This is a genomic window from Bombilactobacillus mellis (assembly GCF_000967245.1).
Taxonomy (GTDB): domain Bacteria; phylum Bacillota; class Bacilli; order Lactobacillales; family Lactobacillaceae; genus Bombilactobacillus; species Bombilactobacillus mellis.
In genome coordinates, this window is sequence record NZ_KQ033878.1 from 563,342 (window position 1) to 587,350 (window position 24,009).

The window sequence follows — 24,009 nt, forward strand, 5'->3', positions numbered from 1 at the left end:
TTTTATACAATAATCTACTTACAACAATATAAAAGAGCTGAACTTCATCGAGGTCCAGCTCTTTAATTCTTATTTTTCAGACTCCTGTAAACTTCGCGGCCTAAATGCAAAATAACAAATGATTAACAATATTTCAAAAATTACTCCTACAATAATGGAAGCTTGAGTTTCAGGATTAATAAACATAAATAACAGAATAATTACTAACCCAATTAAAGCAATCCAATTAGTCCAAGGAGCTCCCGGCATTTTAAAGGGATGATTAACTAGTTCCTCTTGATGAAGTTTACGAAAACGCAAATGACTAATCAAAATAACAAACCACGGAACCATTCCCGGTAAAACACTCGAACTATAAACTAAAACAAAAATATTAGCCGCAGAATGTGTAAATAAAGGCAAAACATAATTTAAAATCGTACCAACCAAAATACCGGCAGAAATGGCAATGACAGGCCAATAAGGTACTCTTCTGCGTGAAACTTTAGTAAAAGCTTTAGGTAAATCACCATTTTGCGCCAAAGTATACAACATTCGACTGGCACTGAAAATACCGGAATTACAACCGGAGAGTGCTGCTGTCAAAACAACAAAATTAATAATTTCAGCAGCAAAGGTTATCCCAACTTTTGCAAAAGTTTTGACAAAAGGAGAGCCAATGCTTCCTAATTGATTCCAAGGATAGATAGCTACAATTACAAAAATAGCTCCGATATAAAAAATCAAGATCCGCATTACTAATGACTTGATGGATTTCACAATACTTTCTTGAGCATTGGCAGCTTCGCCGGCTGTAATTCCTACTACTTCAATTCCCTGATAGGAAGCTGCGACAATGGACAATGAAAACATAAAGCCCTTAAAGCCGCCAGTAAAAAAGCCGCCATGTTTCCATAAATTACTGATACCTACAGGATGACCGTGATTCCCCAATCCAAAGATAATGACCAACAAACCTAAGATAATCATGAATATAATCGTGATAACTTTAATAATCGAAAACCAGGATTCCAAATCACCATAGGCTTTAACCGTTGCTAAATTGGCTAAACATAAAGTTACTACCACTACTATTCCAGCCACCCAGCCGGGAAAATGCGGCCACCAAAATTGGAGATATTGTCCAACAGCAATAACTTCACTAATTCCCACTAAAGCCCACTGAAAAACATTACTCCAGGCAGTTACAAATCCAGCTGCTGGATGCACGTATTCGGAAGCAAAATCAGCAAAAGATCCCGTAATGGGATGCAAATAAAGCATTTCGCCTAAAGCACGCATAACTAAATATAAAATAACTCCCGCTAAGGCGTATGCTAACAAGACTGAAGGACCGGTCCATTTGATAGTTGAAGCTGACCCCATAAATAACCCGACGCCAATTGTTCCACCTAAAGCAATCATTTGCATTTGGTTAGAAGACAAAGATTTGTTTAATTCTTGCTTTTCCATGAATGGACCTCCTTAAAATTAGTTAACATGCATTTTACCCGACTTCATCTAAGAAAGCAAAAATTTTTTTAATTTATCAAGCAGTAATAAATTGTGTAAGTATCAAAAAAGTCCGCTCGTAAGCGGATTTTTTCTTAAAAATTATTAATTTTAGGATAATTCCAGTAAAGCTTGATTCTGCTTAATTTCACCTGTAGCAAGAGTTTTTACTTGATGATAATTCTTTGTATTAGTAATAATAATTGGCGTGGTGATCTCTAAACCGGCTTGTTGAATGATATTAATATCAAAGGTAATTAAAACTTGACCTGCAGTAACGTGGTCTCCCTTTTGGACTAAGGTGTTAAAGCCTTTTCCATCTAGCTGAACAGTATCCATTCCTACATGAATTAAAATTTCTGCTCCTGTATCAGTAACCAGTCCAATCGCATGCCCTGTTGGAAAAACCATTTGCACAGTAGCAGCTGCTGGAGCAACAACTTCACCCACACTAGGATCAATGGCAATACCCTGGCCCATAGCTCCGGAAGAAAATACTTCATCTTTAACATCTTTTAAGGCTACAATCTTACCAGTTAAGGGACTATTAAGACTAGTAGCTTGGTTATATTTCTTTTCCGTATTACTGGTTTCAGTCTTAGTGCTGGGCGCAGTAGCTGGGGCCTCAGTGGCAAGTGCAGGTTGGCTATTCACGCCACCCCATAACATGGTAAAGACTGCTCCTAGAATAAAGGCTGCCAAATCGCCAATAATCGAAAGTCCCAAGCCTTTACCGATAAAGGTCGGAATGGATAGAACTGAAGCCAAACTGACGGAATTAGCGTGAGCACCGGAAAGAGCAACAATGGCTCCGCCAATAGCACCGGCTGCCATAGCACAATAGAACGGTTTTTTCATCTTTAAAGTAATACCGTAAACTGTCGGCTCTGTGATACCAAAAATTGCAGTAATAGTATTGGAACCAGCCAAACCTTTCATTTTGTCATTCTTAGTTCTTAAAAAGACTCCTAAAGCGGCTCCGGCTTGTGATAAAACAGCTGCCAACAAAATCGGCATTAATGGATCATAACCCCATTTGGACAAATTATTCATCATTACCGGAACAAAAGCCCAGTGTACACCAAAAATAACAAATACTTCCCAGAAAGCACCTAGAACTAAGCCGGAAACAATCCGAGCATTTTGGTAAAGGGCTAATACGATACTTGCCAGGGCATTACTGATAGCAGAACTAATCGGTCCTACGACAATAAAGGTTAAAGGTACTAAAACCATTAAGACGCACAAAGGGGATAAAATATTACGAACTGATTCATGCCAAAATTTATTAAAGATCGGTTCCAAATATTTTTGCACCCAAACTACTAAAAGTATGGGAATTACCGTACTAGTATAAGTGGTCGGAACAATAGGAATTCCCAAAAAGTTAATAGCTGCATGTTTAGAAGTGAGGGCTACCATTGTGGGATATACTAAAGCCATCGCAATTGCAACAGTAACATATTGATTGACTTTAAGTTGTTTTGCGGCTGTAAACGCCAGTACAATCGGTAAGAAATAGAAAATTCCATCGGCAGCAGCATACCAAATTTGATAAGCACCGGTCTGGGGCGTCATCCAATGCAGCGCTGTAAATAGTGCTAATAACCCCTTTAAAATACCGGCGCCGGCCATGGCTCCCAAAAATGGAGTAAAAGAACCGGAAATAAACGCGATAAAGGCATCAAAAGCACCTTTAAAAGTCAGTTTTTGCTTTTCAGTGGTCGCCGCCGCTGCCGTTTTGTCAGTATCATCGCCAGCACCTAAACGCCCATCTAAAGCTACTAAAGCATCATAAACCTGGGATACATTATTACCAATTACAATTTGGTATTGACCACCAGCTTGAACTACTGTAATTACACCATCCAAGGCCTCAATTTTTTCTGTTTGTGCCTGTTTTTCATCCTTTAATAAGAAGCGTAAACGAGTGGCACAATGCCAGGCAGACTTAATATTTTCATCTCCACCTACCAATTGTAAAATCTGTTCGGCCAAATTTTTATAATCCATTGTTTGCCTCCTAACATAAAAACCCGCCAATAGCAATAACTCTAGAAAAGACTTCTAGATTTATAACTATCAACGGGTTAATGCCTGATCGTATCAGTAACACGCCGCATTTTGATTAGTTATTATTTATTTGACGATGCGTGACTCGCCAAATATGTAAAGTTAAATAGACCTTATCATCTGGTTGTAACTGCCAACCTGCCTGTTGCTGTAAAAACTTATCTATTCGCTCAACTGTTTCATAAGCCTTAGGATATTTGGCAATCATTAATTCCAAAATAGCAGGATCCAAGTCATTATTACGATTTTCAGATTTCTTTAAATGCTGAATCATAAAAGAACGCAAATGCGTAACAAAACGATTAAAATTAAATGAATCACTGTCTAATTCAATTCCATATTGATATTGGACAATTTCCACAATTTGTCCGATTAATTGGGAAATCTTAATAGTTTCATGCAAACCGGTTTCATCTGAGTCCAAATTTAAAAGATGGTAGGTAATAAGCACTACTTCTCCACTAGCTAACTTTGTCTGCGCCATTTTTTCAATTAAAGCAACTGCCTGCTGGGCAGCATCGTATTCTCGCGGAAATAACTTTTTGATGCTCCAGCGCGTTGTGCCTTCAGTTAAATCTAAGCCTTTTGATGACCGCTTTAAGGCAAAGTCAATATGATCTGCCAACGCCAAATATTGATAACCAGTAAATTTAACATTTAATAAAGGTTCTACTAATTTGACAACTTCTGTTGCAATGGCAATAGTTTGCGGTGCAATTTCCGCTAAAGCTTCCATTTCCACATTATCTTTTTCAGCAGCTATAAAACGCCGACTAATTTTGGTCTCATCCACTAAATCTCCCGGCTTTTTACCAAAACCGATTCCCTTGCCAATCACCACCCATTCTTTGTCATTTTTGTCTTTAACCAGAGCGACATTATTATTAAAATTTTTAATAAAAATCATCTTAGCCTCCAGATTAAAAACAATAAAAAACCTATCTCCTCTAAGATAATCACTACAATATGTCTATAAAGAGATAGGTTAATGCCTGATCGTATCAGTAACACACCTTATTACAGTTTAATATTATAAATACTGCTGGAAACGGTGTCAAGCAGAAAGTAAATAATACTTTTTCTAGATAATAATCAATTAAGAGAAATACAATTTTGACTGACAATCCGCTTAAAATACCATTGATTAACAATATTTTTTAATGAGTTTTTTTCTTTGATTAGCATTGGGGATGCCTAATTTATTCCGATATTTAGTTACTGTACGCCGAGAAAGATTAATATTCTGCTTTGCTAATAGAGTTACTAGCTTTTGATCACTTAAAGTAGAATTAGCATCTTCTTGCTTAATCAATTGTTGTAATTGAGTTTGTACTTGACTAATAGATTGATGAGAATTAGGACTAGCTTGTCTGTTAAAAAAGTATTTAAGTTCAAACATTCCAAAATCAGTTTGTAAATATTTGCCATTTATAGTTCGACTAACAGTAGAAATACTGATATTCAATTTATTAGCAATGTCTTTTAATAACAAAGGTTTTAATTCCCGGGTCTCTCGCAAAAGAAAGGGAGTTTGTAAAGATATAATACAGCGTCCAACCATCGCAATGGTTTGGAGACGGTGATTTAAATTTCTTCTGAGATTCTGATATTCCTGATATTTAGTTCTAATATATAGTTTCACTTCTTGATCTGTATTATTTTTCAATTGATTATACGTTTCTTCGGCAAATACAATTTGTGGATAACCATTACGAGTAATATGAAGAGATAATTTCCCTTTATTATTAATCATGATTAATTCAGGAATAAGATACTTATTGGCTTTATAATTATTCCAATAAGGATACGGTTTAAGGGATTGAATAACGGAAAAAGCTGACAAAATATTTTTAATTGAAATGTTCAGACTGTGAGCAATATTTGTCCAGTTGTGATTAACTACATCCGCAAAATAATCTTCTAAAAGAGAGAGTGCCAGCAAGTTGGAGGTGGTTGCCTTTTTAGACTGTAATTGTAAAATCAAACATTCTTTGAACGACTGAGCACCTACACCGGAAGGTTTCAAATCATACAAGCAATCTTTGGCCTCTTTTAAGGTCCTATTATCAATAGATAATTCTTGTAAAATTTCTGCATCAGAAAGCAATAAATATCCATGTTCATCCAAATTTTCAATTAAGTATATCACGATCCTACGCAAGGAATTATTTTTAACACTAAAACGAATTTGTTCCAGTAAATAACTGTATAAGGATTGATCTTGTACTAAACTATTTTGGGGAATCGCTAATAGTTCCACATCACGTTTTGTTAAACTGGGATTTACATCAAATAATGGATTGGACATACTTAATTCTTGAAGATAAGCCGTTAAATCTACTAAATCAGTCTGAAGCATAAAAAGAGACTGTCTCATGCTTTGATTTAATATTAATTTATGCAGTTGTTTCTGATTTATTTGATAACTTGATTTTATTAACATTTGTCAACCTCATTAGTAGGCTTGAGTACTTTTAAAGATTAATGATAGAATCTTCACAACTATTATTATTGTGTGAACAATGGTAATTTTTATGGTTGTCGTATAGGTTTACTTCGGAAATTCCCTTTAATCCTTTGGTATTAATTACAACTTGGTTGTCTTTTTTAATGGCAGTTACCACACCATAATCGGTCCCTAAAGAGTTAAAAATTTTTTCCTGAATAGGCTGATTAAAGGCGAGATTAAAAATGTTTATTTGTGGTGATAATAAATAATTATAATCAGCATGTATTTCCTTGTGACTTCCGGTAATCAGGATACTATTTTCTCGAACCATTACCGGCAAAGACAAATCAGAATACTTTTCCTCAATCCATGATCCATTTAAACTTGTATATTCCTGTTTTGTTAATAAATTAAACCATGTTCCTTTTGGTAAATAATAATTAACTCGGCCATGATCATTAAAAATAGGGGCAATTAATAACTTATTTCCCAACATATACTGTTTATCCAATCCTAAAGTATTAGGATCATTATAAAATTCTAAAAATAATGGCCTTAAGACCGGAATACCATATTTGTGAGCATATACTGCCATACTATAAATATACGGCATTAGCGAAATCTTTAATTTGACAAATTTTCTTGTATTTTCAATGGCTTTTTCTCCAAACAGCCATGGAAATCGGTATTCTGTATCTGCATGATAGCGAGAGTGCGATGACAAAAGTCCGAACTGTGTCCAACGAATATAGAGCTCTAAAGAGTCCTTTCCTGTAAATCCACCTATATCATGACTCCAAAAACTATAACCAGATAAAGCCAAGGACAAGCCGCCACGTAAGGCATTTGACATAGATTTAAAAGTTGCTTCTGGGTCTCCTGCCCAATGTAAAGGGAATTTTTGTGAACCTGCAGTTCCCGATCTAGCAAAAATAACAGCCTGACCTTCTCCTTTGTTTTTTTGGGTTATTTCAAAAACAGCTTTATTATACTGATAAGCATAAAAATTATGCTCCTTAAGCGGATCGGATCCATCATAAAATACTACATCTTTCGTGGGTATCCGTTCTCCAAAATCTACTTTAAAACAATCTACTCCCATTACTAATAATTGATTAAGCTTATCTTGGAACCAATTTACAGCAGCTGGATTGGTTAGATCAATAATTCCCATTCCTGCCTGCCAACGATCCCATTGCCAAACTTGACCATCTATTTTTTTTATTAAATATCCCTTTTGTTTAGCCTCATTAAATAAAGGAGATCTTTGTGCAATATAGGGATTTATCCATAAACAGACCTTAATACCTTTTTTATGAATCTCTTGGAGCATTTTTTGGGAATGGGGAAAATTATCTTGATCCCATTCCAAAGTACACCATTGTGACCGTTTTTGCCAACCACTGTCAATATGCATTACATCTAAGGGAATATCATATTTTTTCATCCCACTAATTATTGATTTAACTTGTTTTTCGTTATATTCAACTGCAGAAGAAGTAGACAGCCATAGACCAAAGGACCAAGCTGGAGGTAAGGCTGGTTTACCAGTCAAATTGGTATATTTTTGTAAAACTTCTTTGGGTGTGGGTCCGTCACAAACAAAATATTCTAAAGATTCACCGTTAACACTAAACTGAACTTTATCAACATTCTCGGTCGCAATTTCAAAAGAAACGTTCTGTGTTTGATTTACAAAAACACCATAGCCTTTATTAGTTAAATAAAAGGGAACGTTCTTATAAGCCTGATCAGATCTAATTCCTCCATCTTTGTTCCAGATATCTACAGTTTGTCCATTTTTTATAAGAGAAGTAAAGCGTTCCCCTAAACCATAAACTACTTCTCCTATATCCAAAGATAATTGTTCTCTAATATATTCTTGGTCATTTTTCTTATTTTTTACTAGGGCTAATGAGGGAAAATTAGATTGTGTCAATACTGTATTTTGATGTTTAAATGTAAAAGATAACGCTTTATTAGTAGGTATTTCCAGAGATAAATCTCCTGTACTAAAAATTATATTCTGATCTTCATTTATAATATTAACTGCATGATCTTCTTTGTTTAATTCAAAATTAGGACCATTATCGATAGTGTCAAAATGAACTATTTTAACACCAATAACTCCGGCAATTGGTGAGGTCACTGTGATAGTAAACATACCATTACTTATTTCATCACCCAAATCATTTATTACTTTAAAAGGCGTAAATAAAACTACAGATTTTTTATGAATCTTATATTGCCATACTTTCTGAGGATTTTGAATTTCATATTGAGGGTAAATTATAAATTGACCATTTGTAAATTTCATATTAATATCCTTTTTTTATTAATCCATTTATCAGCATATCCGAAGCCACTTTAATAAAACTCCTAAAATAATAATGGAAATAATCATAAAATTGGCTCCCCAATTTTTCTTTTGCATTAGCCAAAAAACTAGCAAAGTAAACGAAATTGGCACCAAACCTTTAAAAATAGAATTCAAAACACTTTGAAAATTCATTATTTTTTGCCCATTCATGGAAATCGACAAAACTGTTTTAAATTTGACTAATTGGCTTGTCATAGCTCCTACCATTAACACACCAATGATTTCTGCAGCTTTAGTAACTATATTTATTAAACCGCTATCAATTAATTTCTGAAGATATGTCGTCCCCAGTGAATAACCATAGAAACCAGCAAAGTATCTAACAATCCATGTGGGAATATTAAACATAATTAAAAATAAAATCGGTGTGAATACGTTACCAGTTTTTGCCAAACCAATACCAATACCAGCACAAATAACCCGCCAAACTCCCCAAAACAGTGGATCACTTATTCCTGATAAGGGGCCCATCAGGCTCAACTTAATAGCATTAACTGAATCAGAATCAAAATCTGAATTTTCCGCATTTCTTTTTTCCATGGATGCAACTAATCCCATAATAAATGTTGACAGTGGAATAGCGCAGTTAAAGTAAACAAGATGTCTTTTTAATGCTTCTATTTTGCCTTTCTGGTCATGTTTATAATAACGATCAATTGCTGGCATCATAGAATAAACAAAGCCGGTACCTCCCATTTTAGAAGGGGTAACTGAAGTAAACAATGTTAACGACCGCCAAAACATTTGGCGAATCATTTTCTTTTCGTCTTTAGACAATGTTGTTATTTTCTTATCACTCATGACAAAAATTCCTCCTCTTCTTCGTCAGAATTATTTTCATTATTATCGCTAGCATTCATTACTTCTTTATTATCTTTATTCTGTAATTTACTAATTTGGTAATCGCGAATACCCATAGTAATTGCAATAACAAAGGCGATAACAGAAATAGCAATTAATGGTAAATTTAAATAAGCTGATAAAATAAAACCTAAAAAATAGAAAGCAGCATTATTTTTATTCCATAACGATTTTAATAACATGGCCATACCAACGGCAGGCAGTAAATTTCCAGCAACCGTCAATCCACCCATTATTACTTTAGGAATTAAACCAATGGCTGTTTTTACAGTATTAGCGCCTAATAAAACCGCAAAAAAAGGAACTAAAGAATAGATAAACCACTGTAAAGCCCATAAACCAAAATGCAGAAAAACAATACCTTTTTCCATACCCTTTTCAGCAAATTTATCAAATAATGAAGCAAAAGGCCCAATTATAGCTACAAATTCTAAATTTTTAATTTGTAAACCAATTACAGCTAATGGTAAGGCCAGCGGCAAAGCTGTAGCTAGGCCGCCACCTAAGATGATAGCAAAAGCTGTAGAAAGCGCCGTTGCCATCCCTGGTTCCGCCGATGTTGCTCCACCGATATTCACTACCCCCATAAAAATAGCTTGTAATGAAGCCCCAATTTTTAATCCAGTTTGGATATCACCTAATAAAAAGCCTACTAACGGTCCAACTACTATAGGCTGATATAATTGACTAAAACCGCATAATTCAAATCCACCAACTGTCAGCCATACACAAAGACCCACAACAAGAGCTTGATAAAACATCATAACACCACCCATTTCAGACTATAAATAAAATTTAAGAGATTAATTTAGACGCCAATTCTTTATTTTCATATGGAGTACTTTGGATTGCAGTTTGAGGATACATTTTTATTAATTCTTTCAATGACTCTATTTCATTTGGTGTTAACATAACAGTTTTTGCTATCTGCTTCAGGTCAGTATTGCCACTCATTCTGCCGACATTGCCAATATTCATATATTCAACATGTGGGATCTTCTGAGCAACCTTAACAGCATCCCTTACGGTTGAGACTATAACTAAAAGTTTCATCTTTTTAGTTCGGGGATCATTAAGCAATCTAATTATTTCATTGACAGATTTAATAATAATTTTGACACCATCAGGAACCGCCATTTTCAGAATTTGCTTTTGTGGTTCATCTTTAGAAACCGCATCATTCCCGACAACAATTCCATTAATTCCTAATTCTTTAGTCCATAACATAGTTATTTGGCCGTGTACTAACCTTTCGTCAACTCTTAAAGCCTTAATCATATTTACACCTCGCTTTAAAAAAATTCATTATCATCTGTAGAATCAGTATTTTCTTTTTCAATTTCTGATAATTTTAAATTCTTGCGACCATGTTCAATTAGATCCATCACATTTCTTCTATTCATGTCTTTCTCAGATAAGGCCGCTTCCAAGACAATAGGCAAATTAAAACCACAAATAATAAAAGCATTCTTCATATTCATAGTTTCCTTCAAGAAAATTTGATCGACACTTCCTCCGTATATATCTGTAAAGATTAACAGATAGTCCTCTTCTTTAATTTGTCGCATTAAACGTGATAGCCCATTAGAAACGTCCGTACTAATTTTATTGTTTCCATCACTATATAAAGATAAGTACATAATTTTATTGCTATCCTGTCCCAAAAACATATCGACAGTATTTTTTAAACCTTCGGCTAAGTTGCCGTGTGATGCAACAATGATTTTGTTACCCAATTTAGTAATCCCTCCTTAATAAATAGATTTCAACCTTTTATAAGCAAATATGGTGCCAATTCTTCTTTTACCCAGCCTGTAGGGTAAATAAAAAAAGTGTCTAAAAATAAAATTAATTTTTAGACACTTTTTACGAGGACATTAATTCATAAAGTAAAGATATTTCATAATTACTAACACTTACATTATATTTTAGCTCTAATGGATGTAATATCTTTTTGCTGATATTTAAAAAATTTATTTTTTTCTGATCAGTCACTGCAGGCAGTTTATCAGAATCACTCTTTTTATTAGAAAGCAATAACCTTTCCAGCATTAGTGCCAAATGCATATATAAATTTAATCTAGTTTTTTCTGGAAAATTATATTCCAAATAATTCTCGTATCTCAAAATAACTGTTTCTATATCGTTAATAACAATTTTAGGATTTAATAAATGTAATCTAGCCGAGATCCCTTCTATAGAAAAAAATTTAATCAACTCTTTGATAAGGGTATTATATTTTTTGAGCCCGATTTGATTAACTAAAATTTCTTGAAATAAATTACTATTTTTAGAATCAAAAATATTATAAATATTAAAATGAGGTATCAAAAATGAGGTTGGTAAATTTGAGGTTGTAATTATTAAAACAGTTTTTTTAAAAAAGTCATTGTCATTTTTATCAATCATTTCTTTCAGCTGAGTGTATTTCATTGTATATATTTTAAAATTATTTTTTAGATATTTTTTAAAAATAATCTTTAACTGTTTAGAAATGCCTAGACCGGACATACATGAGATAATAATATTATTTTTATCAGAAAAACCATCAAAACTTTTAATATCAATCCGATAATAAGGTTTCAATTCTTTGGTAATATCAATAAAATTTTGTTGTGAATTAATTTTTATTCCTACATCTAGTGCAATAGATGTCGTTAAGTTATTGATTACTATTAAATTGCCTTTAATTTCGTTTTTCAAAAGTGTATAAATTTGATTTAGTGAGCCAGTATCAATTATTAAAATTAAATCGTGTAAATATGACTGATCATGAAGATATTTTTTTACCTGATCAACAACATCAGTTAGGCTACTATTTATAGGCATATCAATAGCCTCGTAAATATAATTACCGCATAATTGATTAACAACTTCTTGAATACTGCTGGCAGTTGATTTACCATGAGCAATTATTAAACCATTAATATTAATTTTTTCATTAACAAAGTCTGATATCAACAGTGCTGTAACAATTTTCAAAAGTAGTACCTTGTCTTCATTAAAAAAGGCTATTTTTTTAAAAAATGTTTCAACAATATAAGTTGTTCGACAGTATTTTTTACATATTTTTTTATATACACTGTTTAATAACTGCTGATTTAAATAAAGAACTGTATTCTTTAAAGTAAGGCAAAGTTGAAACGTAGATAGGCTATTGACTACCCCATATCTTTCTACAACATAATTATTCCATAAATGTAAAAGATTGCGCGATTGATAATCTTCAAAATTATAATCATTCTCATTTTTGATGAGAAGTAAAAACTTTTCTAATTTGTTTTTTATGATTTGGATATCAACATTTTTGAGTACCTGTTGCAATAAATTTTCTAGGTGATCACTATAATTATATTTATTATAATTAGATAATAGCGATTGTTTCTGATTAGGATCTATCACTAAAGTATCTAAAGTCTTCTGCATAGTTAATTTACCAGGAAAAACAGCAGTTGTAATTTCTAAGCGCTTATCTGTACAAGCCGCATAAGCTTGAGCACAACTTATTTTAATCAAATTTTTTAAGGTACCTATATTGCCAGAATATTCATTAAATGTTAACGCATTCATTATTTCGCTGCTTATAATAATTTGCTTTTCTAATTTATGAGCTTCTTTTAAAAACAATGAACTTACTAATTCTATACGTTCAGTAAGCGGACGTTGAGAAAAATCCTTTAGCTGGACTCTAATAGGTATTCTTCTTAAAAAAGTATCAAGAAAATATTTTTGGGGATCCTCAGTGGTGGCCATTATTAAGCGAACCTTAGAGGTATACCATTTATTATATTCTCCCACTGGGCGATACTTATCAGTATCCATAAATAGAAACAACTTCTCTTGATTTTCAGATGACAGTCTGTGTATTTCATCCAAAAATAAATAGCCTTCATTAGCATTAGCAATTAAGCCTTGAACATCATGATCAGCTCCAGTAAATGCCCCTCTTTTATAGCCAAACAACGTAGCAGATAATAGTTCGGGGTTATCAGCATAATCAGCACAATTCAGTACAACAAAGGGAGCATTTGTAGAAATAATAGAACTTTCTTTAGAATATTCGAATAACTTTTTAGCCAAATAGCTTTTACCGACACCACTATTTCCAGTAATTAAAATATTTAATCCTTGAGGAGGATATTTTATTCCAGCAATACATTTATTAATAACTGACCTTAAGCTTCCATTGTAGCCAATAACACTTTTTAAACAACTTTGGGTTAGATCATTTGCTGGCTGAGTACTTGGGACTATCCAATAATTTGGTCTACCATTAATTTTTTGTATACGGCCTTCTTGGGCCAATTGAATTAAATAATGATTAATATTTTGTCTTGATAAATTTAATGAGTTTGCTAACTGATTAGCTGTTACTTTACCCTGGGAACTGCATATTACCCTTAATTGCTTTAACACCTTTTCCTTGGCTTTGGTCTTCATAGTACACCTTCTTTCTAAAAAATTTCCCCCTTAATTTAAGTTAGGTCTTATTAATTGAAATCATTTCAACTGCTAGTTATAAAATATCAATACATATTATCCCTTTAATAATTCTAATACTAATAAATAAAATCCATATCTTTCTTCATTCAACTGTAACATATTACGTTCTCTTCTCCTAAACAAGTGTTTCTAGTACAACTAATTATTGTCCAAAATAATTCATAATGTAAAAAATCTCTGATAACTTAGTATCAGAGAAATTCTTATATAATATTTTATAATCATTAGTTGTATAAGCCACTGAATACTTATTACATTAAGTAATATCAACGCATCATCCGCATACCGTTTTGTTTATTCATAACTTCCAGTATTTCTTTTTCATTAACCAGATTTAAATCGCCACTAATTGTTAGTTTTAAAACGCTAGCAGCCAGCGCAAAGTTTAAACAATCTTGCGGATTATAATTTTTTACGAGTCCATGAATTAATCCAGCCCCAAAAGCATCGCCAGCAGCTACCCCTTCCCAAACATGGATTTGATAAATTGGAGTTTCAAATACTTGATCGTGATCAATCATCAAAGCCATCCATTGTGAATCTTCTACTGAGTAGATATTACGCAGAACACTAGCTACCGTTTTAATATTCGGATATTTAGCTATAATCGCTTTCATGCCACTAATAAAGTCATCCTTTTGTTCAATTCCATGGCTCATATCTCCATCAAAGGCTTTAATCCCTAAAGAAGCTTCGAAGTCTTCATCATGTGCGAGACAGATATCGACATAAGGCATTAATTGATTCATTGTAGCTTGGGCTTGTTGTGGAGTCCACATTTTGCCACGATAATTTAAATCACAAATGACTTTAATCTGATGATTAACGCAAAATTGGCAAGCTGATAATATTGCCTGTGTTAATTCTGCAGAAATAGCCGGTGTAATTCCGGAAAAATAAAAATAATCCGCATCAGCTAAAATCTGTGCCCAATCATACTCAGCGGCTTTACTAACAGCAAAAGAGCTTCCTGCGCGGTCATAAACAACACTCGTATTGCGAATACTAGCTCCTTTTTCAAAGAAATAAATTCCTAAACGAGGACCACCCAGCAGAACTTGTGATGTATCGACGCCATAACGCCGCAAGGTACCCAAAGCTGCTTGACCTACAGCATGATCGGGAAATTTAGAAACAAATTGCGCATGATCTCCCAACAAGGATAAAGAAACAGCCACATTAGCTTCTGCTCCACCGTATAAAGCCGAAAATTGGTTGGATTGAATAATACGTTCATTTTCTTGGGGTTTTAAGCGCAGCATCATTTCCCCAAAGGTTACAATTTTTTTCATGATTTTATTCCTCTATTTTTCTAATTCGTAATAATTCTTGATGATAAGCTTGAGCTTTTTTAGTAACTGCTGCAAAATCATTATTCTTAGCAGCACCGGTTAAGTCACTCCCAGCTCCTATTGCTACTACACCAGCTGCAAACCAATCTTTCATATTCTCTAGATTAACTCCACCAGTAGGCATAATATTAACTTGTGGTAAAGGTGCTTTAATAGCATGTACAAATTTTGTTCCTAAAACACTACCTGGAAAGGCTTTAATGACCTCAGCACCATATTTCATAGCTGTTTGAATTTCAGTTAAAGTCATGCAGCCAGGAATGTAAGGAATTTGATATTCATTACACAACAATGCTGTTGCCTGATCAAAAGCAGGACTCACAATAAATTTTGCACCGGCCAAAATCGCAATCCGGGCAGTAGTCACATCTAAAACGGTTCCAGCACCAATAACAACATCCGCATCGGCTTGATATTCCTGCTGCAATTCGGTAATGTTCTGATCAGCAGCCGGAGCCGTAAAAGTCATTTCAATAGCTTTAATATCTCCCATTACACAGGCTTTTGCTGTCTGATAAGCTTGTTTTTTAGAGTCTCCCCGTACTACTGCTACTACACCGGATTTAGCGATGGCTTGAATGGTTTCACTTTTTTGCATGTAGAATCCTCCTCAAGAGTTTTGTATAGTTATATGGTAAACCTTTACCTAAAAAATTTCAATTAATAAATTATAGATAATCTGCTATAATCATCTTTAAATGTAACCAGTTACTTATATATTTGAAGGAGAAATAATGGTCTCGAAAACAGTTAATATTAAAGATGTGGCTCACTTGGCTCAAGTATCTACCGCCACAGTTTCACGTTATTTACATGGTGAATTAAATCGTATGACTCCTGCTACAGCGCAAAAAGTAGCTGCAGCAATTGATAAATTAAATTATGTTCCCAATGCAGCTGCCCGGCAATTGATAACTAACACTAGCAAAACCATTGCAGTTATAGTAGTTAATGCAGCTGATTCTTTTTCTACTTCTCTGTTTAAAGGAATTTGCTCCGTACTAGAACCAGAAGGTTATATCCCTGCTTTATTGGACACTGATTCCAGCCAAGCTAAAGAGAAGAAATTAATTAATTCTGTTGGCTTGAGTACTTATGATGGCCTAATTTTACAACCCTTAGGCAGTGATGTTGCCACCATAAAAGAAGAAGTCCGCCGGCAAATGCCTATTATTACTTTAGATCGTAACTTAGACTATTCTCCTTGGCCCCAAATTATTAGTAATAATTTCGATATTAGTCAAAAAGCTGCGCGTTATTTTTATCAACAAGGATTTCAAGATATTATTGTTTTAACTTCTCCCACTGCGATTGCTTCGACAAGACAACAACGTCTGGCAGGGTTAAAAAGTGTTTATCAACAAATAAATCTTATCGAAATTGATGAAAATCATTACGATCATCACCATATCATCACAGAATTAAGACAAATATTAAAAAATAGTAGCAAAAAAACCCTGATTTTTGGAATTAAGGAACGCTGGCTTTTAGAATTTTTACCTGAATTAATTAGTTTAGGTTTATTAAAAGACAACAATATTCAAATTTCTGGTTTTGCTGATACCCAATTAGTTCCGGCCATATGGCCTGGTGCCAAAATGATTAACCAGCATCCTTGGCAAATGGGAAAACAAGCCGGTATCCAAATATTACAATTAATCAAGAAAAAATCTGATATTTCTCCGACAACTATTATTCCTGCAAATTTTTAATCAAAAAGAGTTACTCACAAAAGCGGAGTAACTCTTTTAAAATTAAGCAGAAACATGTTTTACTTGAACCACATTTTCATTTAAAGACAGATCTTCAATAACTTGAGTCCAATTTTTAGTCTTGGGGACTTTAATCGCAAATGTATTCATATATAGGGTTCGGTCATTGAAATCAGTAACAGCAAAATTGACACAGCGAGCCTTAATTTGTTGTTGTTGAAAATAGTTATGAATAAATTTGGTAGTTGCCTGCCGTTTCCAGTATTTGATTTCAATAATCTTAGTTTTATCGGTAGCTAGCAAGGCATCTTTTAACAATGCCCAATTCAAAAATATCTCCCCTTCACTTGCATTACCATCTAATTTGTATTAGAGGATATCATATATCAATAAGACCTTTAAAGCAATTTTTCTGCTTAAAGAACACCTCAACTACTTCATCAGATTTAATATTCAAATTGATAATTTCCTGCACCAACTGAACAAATCATACAAGACTCCTGCTCCTTTAAAACGCCCCAAGAATATTTTTCCAGCAATTTATGTTTTTCTTGTTCATTACTATAATGTAAATAGATATCTGCAGTAACCGCTTTGTGAATATTAATAGCCATTAAACGTCGATCAGACTGAAACTCAAGTTTAATAGTAATTAATCCGCTTGCAGATTCATAAGCAGCTTGCAACTTTCGACAAACTCTAATCTGAGGATCAATTTTAATTCTTTTGTAACCAGGTGCTAATGGGTTTAAGCCAATAACTTTTCTCACAAACCAGTCCAAAACACATCCCATAGCATAATGATTGAAAGAAAATTCTCCCACTGTTCCATCAGGCTGGATCCCTGCCCAAGATTCCCAGACAGTTGTTGCTCCAGATTTTACTTCGTAAAGCCATGAGGGACATTCATCCTGTAAAAATAATTTTTGAGCTAATTTTGTTTGTCCGTTATCAGTTAAAACATCAAGCAGATATGGTGTAGCTAAAAAGCCCGTATCCAACAGATCATTATTCTCATGTATTTTTTCCACTAAATGCTTTACTAATTTTGCCTTAATATCTTTTGGTACCAAATCAAATGCAATAGCTAGAACATAACACCCTTGATAATCTTCCTGCAAATGATAATTACTTGAGACATAATACTTAGTAAACGCTCTTTGTACATTTTTGGCATAATTATGATATTTTGTTCCATCTTCGCCGAGAATTTCACTAATTTTGGCCATTAAGTCATTTACATGCTTTAAAAATGCTGTAGCAACAGTATTCTTAGTAGCCGCCGAAGTCGCCATGGGGTTAGGATTGTCTCCCAACATTAAAGAAGGGAGCATCCAATCACCATAGTGAAATTTGGTATCCCATAAATATTTTCGATCACCTGATTTGTTACCAGCAGCACTTTTTTTGGCAAAAGAAAGCCATTTTTTCATTGCCGCATAATTTTCTTGTAAAACTTGTACATGACCATAATGTTGATATAAACTCCAAGGAACCATAACGATAGCATCACCCCAGCCGGCAGAAGAGTATGAACCGGTGAAGTCAACACTCTTCGTGGAATCTTTAGTAGATGGCGAAACATCGAGAATCTCACCGTTATCTCGCTGATCAATACGAACATTCTTTAACCAACGTCGAATGAAATCTTCAGTATTCATAAAAAAGGTTGAAGCAGATACAAACACCTGCATATCACCTGTCCAACCTACACGTTCTCTTTGAGGACAATCAGTTGGAATGGATAACATGTTTCCCCGCTGACTCCAGTTAATATTAGATAAAAGTTGATTAATATTAGCATCATCTGTCGTAATCCAACCAGTATTGCTCATATTTGAATAAATAGGAACAGCCTCAATTTCAATTATGCTTTTAAGAGATAAACCAATAATTTTTACATAACGAAAACCATGAAATGTAAAGTCGGGTTCCACTGTCATTACCTGTCCATTACCAATAAAAACATCAGTTTGATCTTTATTACGCCCAATAATGTTTTTAAAGAAATGACCACTTTTATCTAACACTTCACTATGTTGCAAAATAATTTGTTGGCTTGGTTCAAACTTAGCCGTTAAGCGAACCCTACCAGCCAAAACTTGACCAAAGTCAACAATTAAACTATTTTCCTCAGACCAAATTTTTTGACTTCTAAGCGATTGATGAGCAATTACTAAAGGCCCTTCTTGCGGAGCTAAACATGCATAACTAGCATTTATTTCAATAGCCGTCTGATTAAGGTTTCGATCATCATTAAGCCAAGCATCACTGATTCTTAGATCTTGCTTTTCACCAATTTCAATATCTGCATAACGGTGCTTACCGGACCCGGTACTAAAAGACCTATCACTGCCAATTATTTCATGAGTATTATCTTGATAAGTAATATTTAAATCTGCTAATAATGCTAACTGTTTACCAAATTGAGCACTTCCACCTGGAACACTAATTCGCCCAGCATACCAGCCATCTGCTACTTCAATACACAATTTATTAAGCCCATTTACTAATTTATCCGTAACATCATAAGTTTGATACTGTAAAAAGTCATGATAATTCGTATAATCAGGAGTAAAAATTGCTGCTGTAGTTTTTCTACCATTAAGATAAGCCAGATAAATTCCCTGGGCAGTAATTTCTAGACTTGCCTTTTTAACCGGTTTTTGAATAGAAAACATTTTTTTAAAATAAACAACTGGATGTAACCGTTCATCAACGGGTTTTTGTTTTGTGGTTTTTCCAGAGAACATTTCCGCTAATGTAAATTCCGGTTCTTCACTAACAATTGCCTGATTAGAACTAATCCATTTACCCTTCCAAGATTGCGATGTATTTTTAACAGGTTTCATAACTTATCCTTTCAAATAAATAAAATTTTAATCTTTTTCAACTTTATTAGCAATCGCTATCACATAGTGTAAAAGGTTCCCTTAATTTTTCTAAAATATTGTTATAATTTACTTCATAATGTTTTCTATTATCACTAATTTAAATCTTTATTAATTTCGAATGTTTAAATAAAATTGTAAATAATAAACCAAATTTATCAATAAAGATATGATCCATTGCAGGGAATATTGTCTGATTGATAATATTTTTAGATAGTTTATCCTTTAAACTGATAGCATATTTTTAAATAACATATAATTTAATTAGCTATTAATTCTTAAAAATATTATAAAGATAGGCAAAAATACTGATAACAAAATTTATATATAAAAATAGCTGACTATTATTACAATAGTCAGCTATTTGTAGGTAAAAACTATTTATTCGTTAAAAATTGAGGATTAGCTGTTACTCCAAAAGATTTAGCTAATTGGCGTAGCTGATCATCCGTGATTTCTTGCTTAATTTGGCCACCTTGGGCTCCAATTTGTGAGTAAATTAAAGCGGCTTTTTCAACAGTTTCAATTAAACCAAAAGCTTCATCCAAACTGGTCCCTACTCCAAAAATACCATGATGCGGCCAAATTACAACGCGATAATCTTTCATTTTTTGAGCAGTAGCTTCTCCAATCTCATTAGTTCCCGGAGTCATATAGGGAATTAAACCAACACCTTCTGGGAACACGACTAAAGATTCTGCCTGCATTTTCCACAAAAGTCGCGACCAATGGCGTTCATCCAAATCTTGCGTAAAAGATAGAGCAATTACATTAGTTGGATGACAATGCATTACTACTCGCTGATTGGAATCAAATTGTAAACGAGCAATATGAGACATTAAATGACTAGGAAATTCGGAAGTTGGCTGACCTCCATCTTCAAAGCCCCACATCAATTCGCCTTTTTGCCCATCTTGCGAAATTCTGATTAGTCCCAAATCTAGATTAGGTTGATCAATGACATTTCTAAAATAGCGGCCTGTTCCTGTAACTAAGAAATATTGTCCAGCTAATTTCTGAGCATCAAATCCTAAATCTAAAACGCGATGTACTTCATTTATATCATTAAAATCTTGCAAATCAGCATCGGTCAATCTTAAAGAGACATTACCACCATTACGTTCATCCCATCCATGCTGATAAGAAGCCATAGTAATTGCACAAATTTTTTTTACATATTTTGAATCAATAAAATTACCCATATTTAACTCCTTAATGTAGCTTAGTTACGTTTAAACTGTACATCTTTTTCATATTGATGAATATTATCCAGCCAATCAGTACCTACTGGTACATTGTTTTGTAAGCAAAATTCATCCCAAACTGCACCAAATGGATATGATTTTAATTCTTCAGTTACGGCTAAACGCGTAGTATAATCGTAATTCAATTCGGCTTTCTTTAAATCTTCAATTGGAGCCAGCATTGCTTGCAATAATGCTTTTTGAGTAGCACGAGCTCCTACGACCCAACCACTGACACGGTTAATAGTTGCATCAAAGAAATCTAAACCAATATTGGTCTTATCTAATTCATTATCCCGGACTAATGATTGTGTGATTCTTACTAGAGCTTCATCCATAATAACTACATGGTCACTGTCCCAACGAACTGGACGAGAAACATGCAGCATTAAACCTTTACCAAATGGTAAAAATGCTGAGAATTTATCTGAAACATCTTCAGTTGGATGCCAATGACCAGCATCAATTGTCCAGAGTTTGCCCCGGCTAATCGCATAGTTATTGTAAAATAGATGTGAACCCACAGTATAAGATTCAATACCGGTACCAAAGAGTTTTCCTTCAACTGATTCAATCGTATTATTTTCATCATATTTTTTAGCAAAAATTTCATCTAATGATTCAATTAAGCGTAGCCGCGGGGTAGCTTTATCAATTGGGTTATCCTTAAAACCATCAGGAATCCAGAAATTATTAATGGAGCGCTGACCTAATTCTTGACCAAAATAATTTGAAATATCCCGAGACTTTTTACCTACTTCAATCCAAAAATCACGTACTGATTTTTCTGGACTAGCTAAAGTGAAATTCTCTTTAACCATAGGATGTGAGAAGAAAGTAGGATTCATATCTAATCCAATTTTTTCTTGCTTAGCCCAATCTACCCAATATTTAAAATCTTCCGGTCCAACTTCATTGAAATCTTTTTTCTTGTCGGTTACAGCATATAAAGTATGCAACTGAATTTTATGACTTCCTGGAATTAAGGATAAAGCTTCATGTAAATCACTGGTTAATTCATCAGGTGTCCGTGCAATTCCTGGATAATTTCCGCTAACACCAATTCCTCCGGTTAATTCTTGCTCCGGATTTAAAAATCCGTGAATATCATCACCTTGCCAGCAATGAATAGATAATTTAACATTCTTTAGAGCTTTTAAGGCGGCATCAGTATCAACGCCTAATTCTGCATAACGTTCTTTCGCTAATTGATATGCAGATTCAACATTTTTTTCATTGGTCATTTACAATCTCTCCTTTAATCTAAATGAAATACTTCGTGTAAATCAATGGTTACTGGACTATTATCCGGGTTAGTATCCATTAATGGTTCCATATATTCCCACCATTTTTTGCAGGCCGGAGTTTGTGAAATTTCATTATATTTATCTACATCATCTACTTCTAAATAAGCAAACAAATTTCCCGTTCTTTTATCTAGATATATTGAATAGTTATGTGCTCCAGCCTCTTTTAGAGCTTGCCTCATCTCAGGAAACAGGTTATTATGCCGCCGTTCGTATTCTTCATACTGATCAGGATAAACATGCATTAATTGTGCCATTCTGACAGTCATGATTTCACCTCCTTCAAAAAACGTTTGTACTGGTCAAATTGCTCAGAATAATTATTCGATTTAGGAGTAAATTTCTTGATATTAAAAGAATCAATTATCAATCGTCGCGCTAGATAAACATTTAAAATGTCCCCTTGAGTAATCATTTGAACAATTAAATTACCAATAGCAGTAGCCTCACTAGGACCCGCATAAACGTCTATTTGTGCTAGTGTTGCCGTTAATTGATTCATTAAGTCAACATTGGAACCGCCACCAACAATATTCAAAGAATCCAAGGGATATCCTAAAATATCACCTAATATTTCCAACTCATTAGCATAATAAAGTGATAAATTGCTATAAACAGCCATTGCCAACTCACCGGGTGTTTGTGGAACTGTTTGCTGTGTTTCTTGACAGTAGCTTTGCAATTCCTTAATCATACCGTTAGCAGGATTCGTAAAACGGGAATCATTGACATCAATATATTGCTGAAATGGTTTTTCTTTTTGCGCCAGAGTTACTAATTCGGCAAAACTATAAGCTTGTGGTAATTCTTTTTGTACATTTTGAATAATCCACAGCCCCATAATATTTTTTAAGAACCGGTAAGTCCCATAGGCCCCCCATTCGTTCGTATAATTATGACGGTAAGCTTCTATGCCATTTTCCGGTACATTTAACTCGCTTCCTAATAAGGACCAAGTTCCAGAACTTAAATAAGCCCAATGCTGGCCAATTCCTGGCGTTCCCACCACAGCTGAAGCTGTGTCATGGGTGGCTACGGTAATGACCTCTGTCTGTGGTAAATCATATTTTTGATACCAAGAAGTTGATAAATTGCCTAAAACTGTACCAGCATCCACTAATTTAGGAAATTGATCAGGATAAACATTGACCTTTTTTAATAAATCATGATCAAATAAGCCTTCACGCAAATTTAACATTTGTGTTGTAGAGGCGTTAGTTACTTCAGTAACTGCCTTACCAGTTAGCACATAACCGATATAATCAGGAATCATCATAATTTTCGACGTTTGAGCCAATAATTCCTTATCTTCTTCAAACAATTGATAAAGTGTATTAAAATCTAAAAATTGAATACCAGTTTTCTTATAAATATAATCTTTAGGTAAATCCGAGGTTAGTTTCGCAATCGAATTCGAAGTACGGTCATCCCGATAAGAAATTGGATCCTGAAGTTTTTTTCCATCCTGGCCTACTAAAACGTAATCCACAGCCCAAGTATCAATGCCTAAAGTAATTTTAGAATAACCAGCTTGTTTTATTTTTTCTAATCCCCTGAATATTTCTTCAATTAAATGATCAATTTGCCAACGATCATGGCCATCTTTTTTGACAAAACCATTTTTGAAACGATGCATTTCTTGTAATTGTAATTTCCCATCATGTAGCTGGCCTAACATTAAACGCCCACTGGAAGCTCCAATGTCTACCGCGACATAGGTGTTAGTCATAAAGACCTACCTCCTTA

General features: G+C 34.0%; 19 protein-coding genes. 1 reads left to right on the forward strand and 18 read right to left on the reverse strand.

Going from position 1 to position 24,009, the window contains the following annotated elements:
* Positions 1-69 precede the first annotated feature (69 nt).
* From JG29_RS06870 to JG29_RS06925, 12 genes are all read right to left on the reverse strand, one after another.
* Positions 70-1,452 (reverse strand): amino acid permease, encoded by a 1,383-nt coding sequence (locus tag JG29_RS06870; protein ID WP_045923210.1) that lies wholly within the window; start codon positions 1,450-1,452, stop codon positions 70-72.
* Positions 1,453-1,602: 150 nt separating this feature from the next.
* On the reverse strand, positions 1,603-3,504 hold the full coding sequence (locus JG29_RS06875; RefSeq protein WP_045923211.1) for a beta-glucoside-specific PTS transporter subunit IIABC: 1,902 nt from the start codon (positions 3,502-3,504) through the stop codon (positions 1,603-1,605).
* A 115-nt stretch (positions 3,505-3,619) separates the two neighbouring features.
* Positions 3,620-4,471: a PRD domain-containing protein gene (locus JG29_RS06880; RefSeq protein ID WP_045923212.1), complete on the reverse strand. Its 852-nt coding sequence runs from the start codon at positions 4,469-4,471 to the stop codon at positions 3,620-3,622.
* A 237-nt stretch (positions 4,472-4,708) separates the two neighbouring features.
* Positions 4,709-6,007: an RNA polymerase factor sigma-54 gene (gene rpoN, locus JG29_RS06885; RefSeq protein ID WP_045923213.1), complete on the reverse strand. Its 1,299-nt coding sequence runs from the start codon at positions 6,005-6,007 to the stop codon at positions 4,709-4,711.
* A gap of 31 nt (positions 6,008-6,038) precedes the next feature.
* A complete protein-coding gene (yicI, locus tag JG29_RS06890) occupies positions 6,039-8,330 on the reverse strand; it encodes an alpha-xylosidase (protein ID WP_045923214.1) in 2,292 nt (763 codons plus the stop codon).
* Positions 8,331-8,360: 30 nt separating this feature from the next.
* On the reverse strand, positions 8,361-9,194 hold the full coding sequence (locus JG29_RS06895) for a PTS system mannose/fructose/sorbose family transporter subunit IID (protein WP_045923215.1): 834 nt from the start codon (positions 9,192-9,194) through the stop codon (positions 8,361-8,363).
* The gene (locus JG29_RS06900; RefSeq protein WP_045923216.1) at positions 9,191-10,015 is read right to left on the reverse strand and encodes a PTS mannose/fructose/sorbose/N-acetylgalactosamine transporter subunit IIC; all 825 of its coding nucleotides are present in this window, start codon (positions 10,013-10,015) and stop codon (positions 9,191-9,193) included. Before JG29_RS06900 ends, JG29_RS06895 begins: the two co-directional genes overlap by 4 nt.
* Positions 10,016-10,049: 34 nt before the next feature.
* On the reverse strand, positions 10,050-10,532 hold the full coding sequence (locus JG29_RS06905; RefSeq protein WP_045923217.1) for a PTS sugar transporter subunit IIB: 483 nt from the start codon (positions 10,530-10,532) through the stop codon (positions 10,050-10,052).
* A 14-nt stretch (positions 10,533-10,546) separates the two neighbouring features.
* Positions 10,547-10,990 (reverse strand): PTS sugar transporter subunit IIA, encoded by a 444-nt coding sequence (locus JG29_RS06910; RefSeq protein WP_045923218.1) that lies wholly within the window; start codon positions 10,988-10,990, stop codon positions 10,547-10,549.
* A gap of 130 nt (positions 10,991-11,120) precedes the next feature.
* The gene (locus JG29_RS06915) at positions 11,121-13,694 is read right to left on the reverse strand and encodes a sigma 54-interacting transcriptional regulator (protein ID WP_045923219.1); all 2,574 of its coding nucleotides are present in this window, start codon (positions 13,692-13,694) and stop codon (positions 11,121-11,123) included.
* Positions 13,695-14,023: 329 nt separating this feature from the next.
* The gene (locus JG29_RS06920) at positions 14,024-15,049 is read right to left on the reverse strand and encodes a sugar kinase (RefSeq protein ID WP_045923220.1); all 1,026 of its coding nucleotides are present in this window, start codon (positions 15,047-15,049) and stop codon (positions 14,024-14,026) included.
* Positions 15,050-15,053: 4 nt separating this feature from the next.
* Positions 15,054-15,707, reverse strand: coding sequence for a bifunctional 4-hydroxy-2-oxoglutarate aldolase/2-dehydro-3-deoxy-phosphogluconate aldolase (locus tag JG29_RS06925; RefSeq protein WP_045923221.1), 654 nt, complete (start codon positions 15,705-15,707; stop codon positions 15,054-15,056).
* 136 nt (positions 15,708-15,843) lie between these two features.
* Between JG29_RS06925 and JG29_RS06930 the strand changes: the two genes are divergently transcribed.
* Complete coding sequence (locus tag JG29_RS06930) at positions 15,844-16,821, forward strand: LacI family DNA-binding transcriptional regulator (RefSeq protein WP_045923222.1); 978 nt, start codon at positions 15,844-15,846, stop codon at positions 16,819-16,821.
* 42 nt (positions 16,822-16,863) lie between these two features.
* On the opposite strand, the gene JG29_RS06935 is transcribed toward JG29_RS06930, so the two are convergent.
* The 6 genes from JG29_RS06935 to rhaB form a co-directional block, all read right to left on the reverse strand.
* Positions 16,864-17,151 (reverse strand): hypothetical protein, encoded by a 288-nt coding sequence (locus tag JG29_RS06935; RefSeq protein WP_045923223.1) that lies wholly within the window; start codon positions 17,149-17,151, stop codon positions 16,864-16,866.
* A 116-nt stretch (positions 17,152-17,267) separates the two neighbouring features.
* A complete protein-coding gene (locus tag JG29_RS06940) occupies positions 17,268-19,673 on the reverse strand; it encodes an alpha-L-rhamnosidase (protein ID WP_052696330.1) in 2,406 nt (801 codons plus the stop codon).
* A 416-nt stretch (positions 19,674-20,089) separates the two neighbouring features.
* Complete coding sequence (rhaD, locus tag JG29_RS06945; RefSeq protein ID WP_045923224.1) at positions 20,090-20,914, reverse strand: rhamnulose-1-phosphate aldolase; 825 nt, start codon at positions 20,912-20,914, stop codon at positions 20,090-20,092.
* Positions 20,915-20,934: 20 nt separating this feature from the next.
* The gene (locus tag JG29_RS06950; protein WP_045923225.1) at positions 20,935-22,200 is read right to left on the reverse strand and encodes an L-rhamnose isomerase; all 1,266 of its coding nucleotides are present in this window, start codon (positions 22,198-22,200) and stop codon (positions 20,935-20,937) included.
* Between the two features lie 14 nt (positions 22,201-22,214).
* Positions 22,215-22,532 carry an L-rhamnose mutarotase gene (rhaM, locus tag JG29_RS06955; RefSeq protein WP_045923226.1) on the reverse strand — a complete coding sequence of 106 codons (318 nt, stop codon included), beginning with the start codon at positions 22,530-22,532 and terminating at the stop codon, positions 22,215-22,217.
* Positions 22,529-23,992 carry a rhamnulokinase gene (rhaB, locus tag JG29_RS06960; protein WP_045923227.1) on the reverse strand — a complete coding sequence of 488 codons (1,464 nt, stop codon included), beginning with the start codon at positions 23,990-23,992 and terminating at the stop codon, positions 22,529-22,531. Before rhaB ends, rhaM begins: the two co-directional genes overlap by 4 nt.
* Positions 23,993-24,009: the final 17 nt, after the last annotated feature.

Bases quoted from the DNA above. Each gene is read 5' to 3' on its own strand.
- JG29_RS06950 (WP_045923225.1), bottom strand. From the start codon at position 22,200: ATGACCAATGAAAAAAATGTTGAATCTGCATATCAATTAGCGAAAGAA.
- rhaD (WP_045923224.1), bottom strand. From the start codon at position 20,914: ATGGGTAATTTTATTGATTCAAAATATGTAAAAAAAATTTGTGCAATT.
- yicI (WP_045923214.1), bottom strand. From the start codon at position 8,330: ATGAAATTTACAAATGGTCAATTTATAATTTACCCTCAATATGAAATT.
- JG29_RS06920 (WP_045923220.1), bottom strand. From the start codon at position 15,049: ATGAAAAAAATTGTAACCTTTGGGGAAATGATGCTGCGCTTAAAACCC.
- JG29_RS06940 (WP_052696330.1), bottom strand. From the start codon at position 19,673: ATGAAACCTGTTAAAAATACATCGCAATCTTGGAAGGGTAAATGGATT.
- rhaM (WP_045923226.1), bottom strand. From the start codon at position 22,532: ATGACTGTCAGAATGGCACAATTAATGCATGTTTATCCTGATCAGTAT.
- rhaB (WP_045923227.1), bottom strand. From the start codon at position 23,992: ATGACTAACACCTATGTCGCGGTAGACATTGGAGCTTCCAGTGGGCGT.
- rpoN (WP_045923213.1), bottom strand. From the start codon at position 6,007: ATGTTAATAAAATCAAGTTATCAAATAAATCAGAAACAACTGCATAAA.
- JG29_RS06880 (WP_045923212.1), bottom strand. From the start codon at position 4,471: ATGATTTTTATTAAAAATTTTAATAATAATGTCGCTCTGGTTAAAGAC.
- JG29_RS06900 (WP_045923216.1), bottom strand. From the start codon at position 10,015: ATGTTTTATCAAGCTCTTGTTGTGGGTCTTTGTGTATGGCTGACAGTT.
- JG29_RS06895 (WP_045923215.1), bottom strand. From the start codon at position 9,194: ATGAGTGATAAGAAAATAACAACATTGTCTAAAGACGAAAAGAAAATG.
- JG29_RS06925 (WP_045923221.1), bottom strand. From the start codon at position 15,707: ATGCAAAAAAGTGAAACCATTCAAGCCATCGCTAAATCCGGTGTAGTA.
- JG29_RS06905 (WP_045923217.1), bottom strand. From the start codon at position 10,532: ATGATTAAGGCTTTAAGAGTTGACGAAAGGTTAGTACACGGCCAAATA.
- JG29_RS06930 (WP_045923222.1), top strand. From the start codon at position 15,844: ATGGTCTCGAAAACAGTTAATATTAAAGATGTGGCTCACTTGGCTCAA.
- JG29_RS06870 (WP_045923210.1), bottom strand. From the start codon at position 1,452: ATGGAAAAGCAAGAATTAAACAAATCTTTGTCTTCTAACCAAATGCAA.
- JG29_RS06875 (WP_045923211.1), bottom strand. From the start codon at position 3,504: ATGGATTATAAAAATTTGGCCGAACAGATTTTACAATTGGTAGGTGGA.
- JG29_RS06915 (WP_045923219.1), bottom strand. From the start codon at position 13,694: ATGAAGACCAAAGCCAAGGAAAAGGTGTTAAAGCAATTAAGGGTAATA.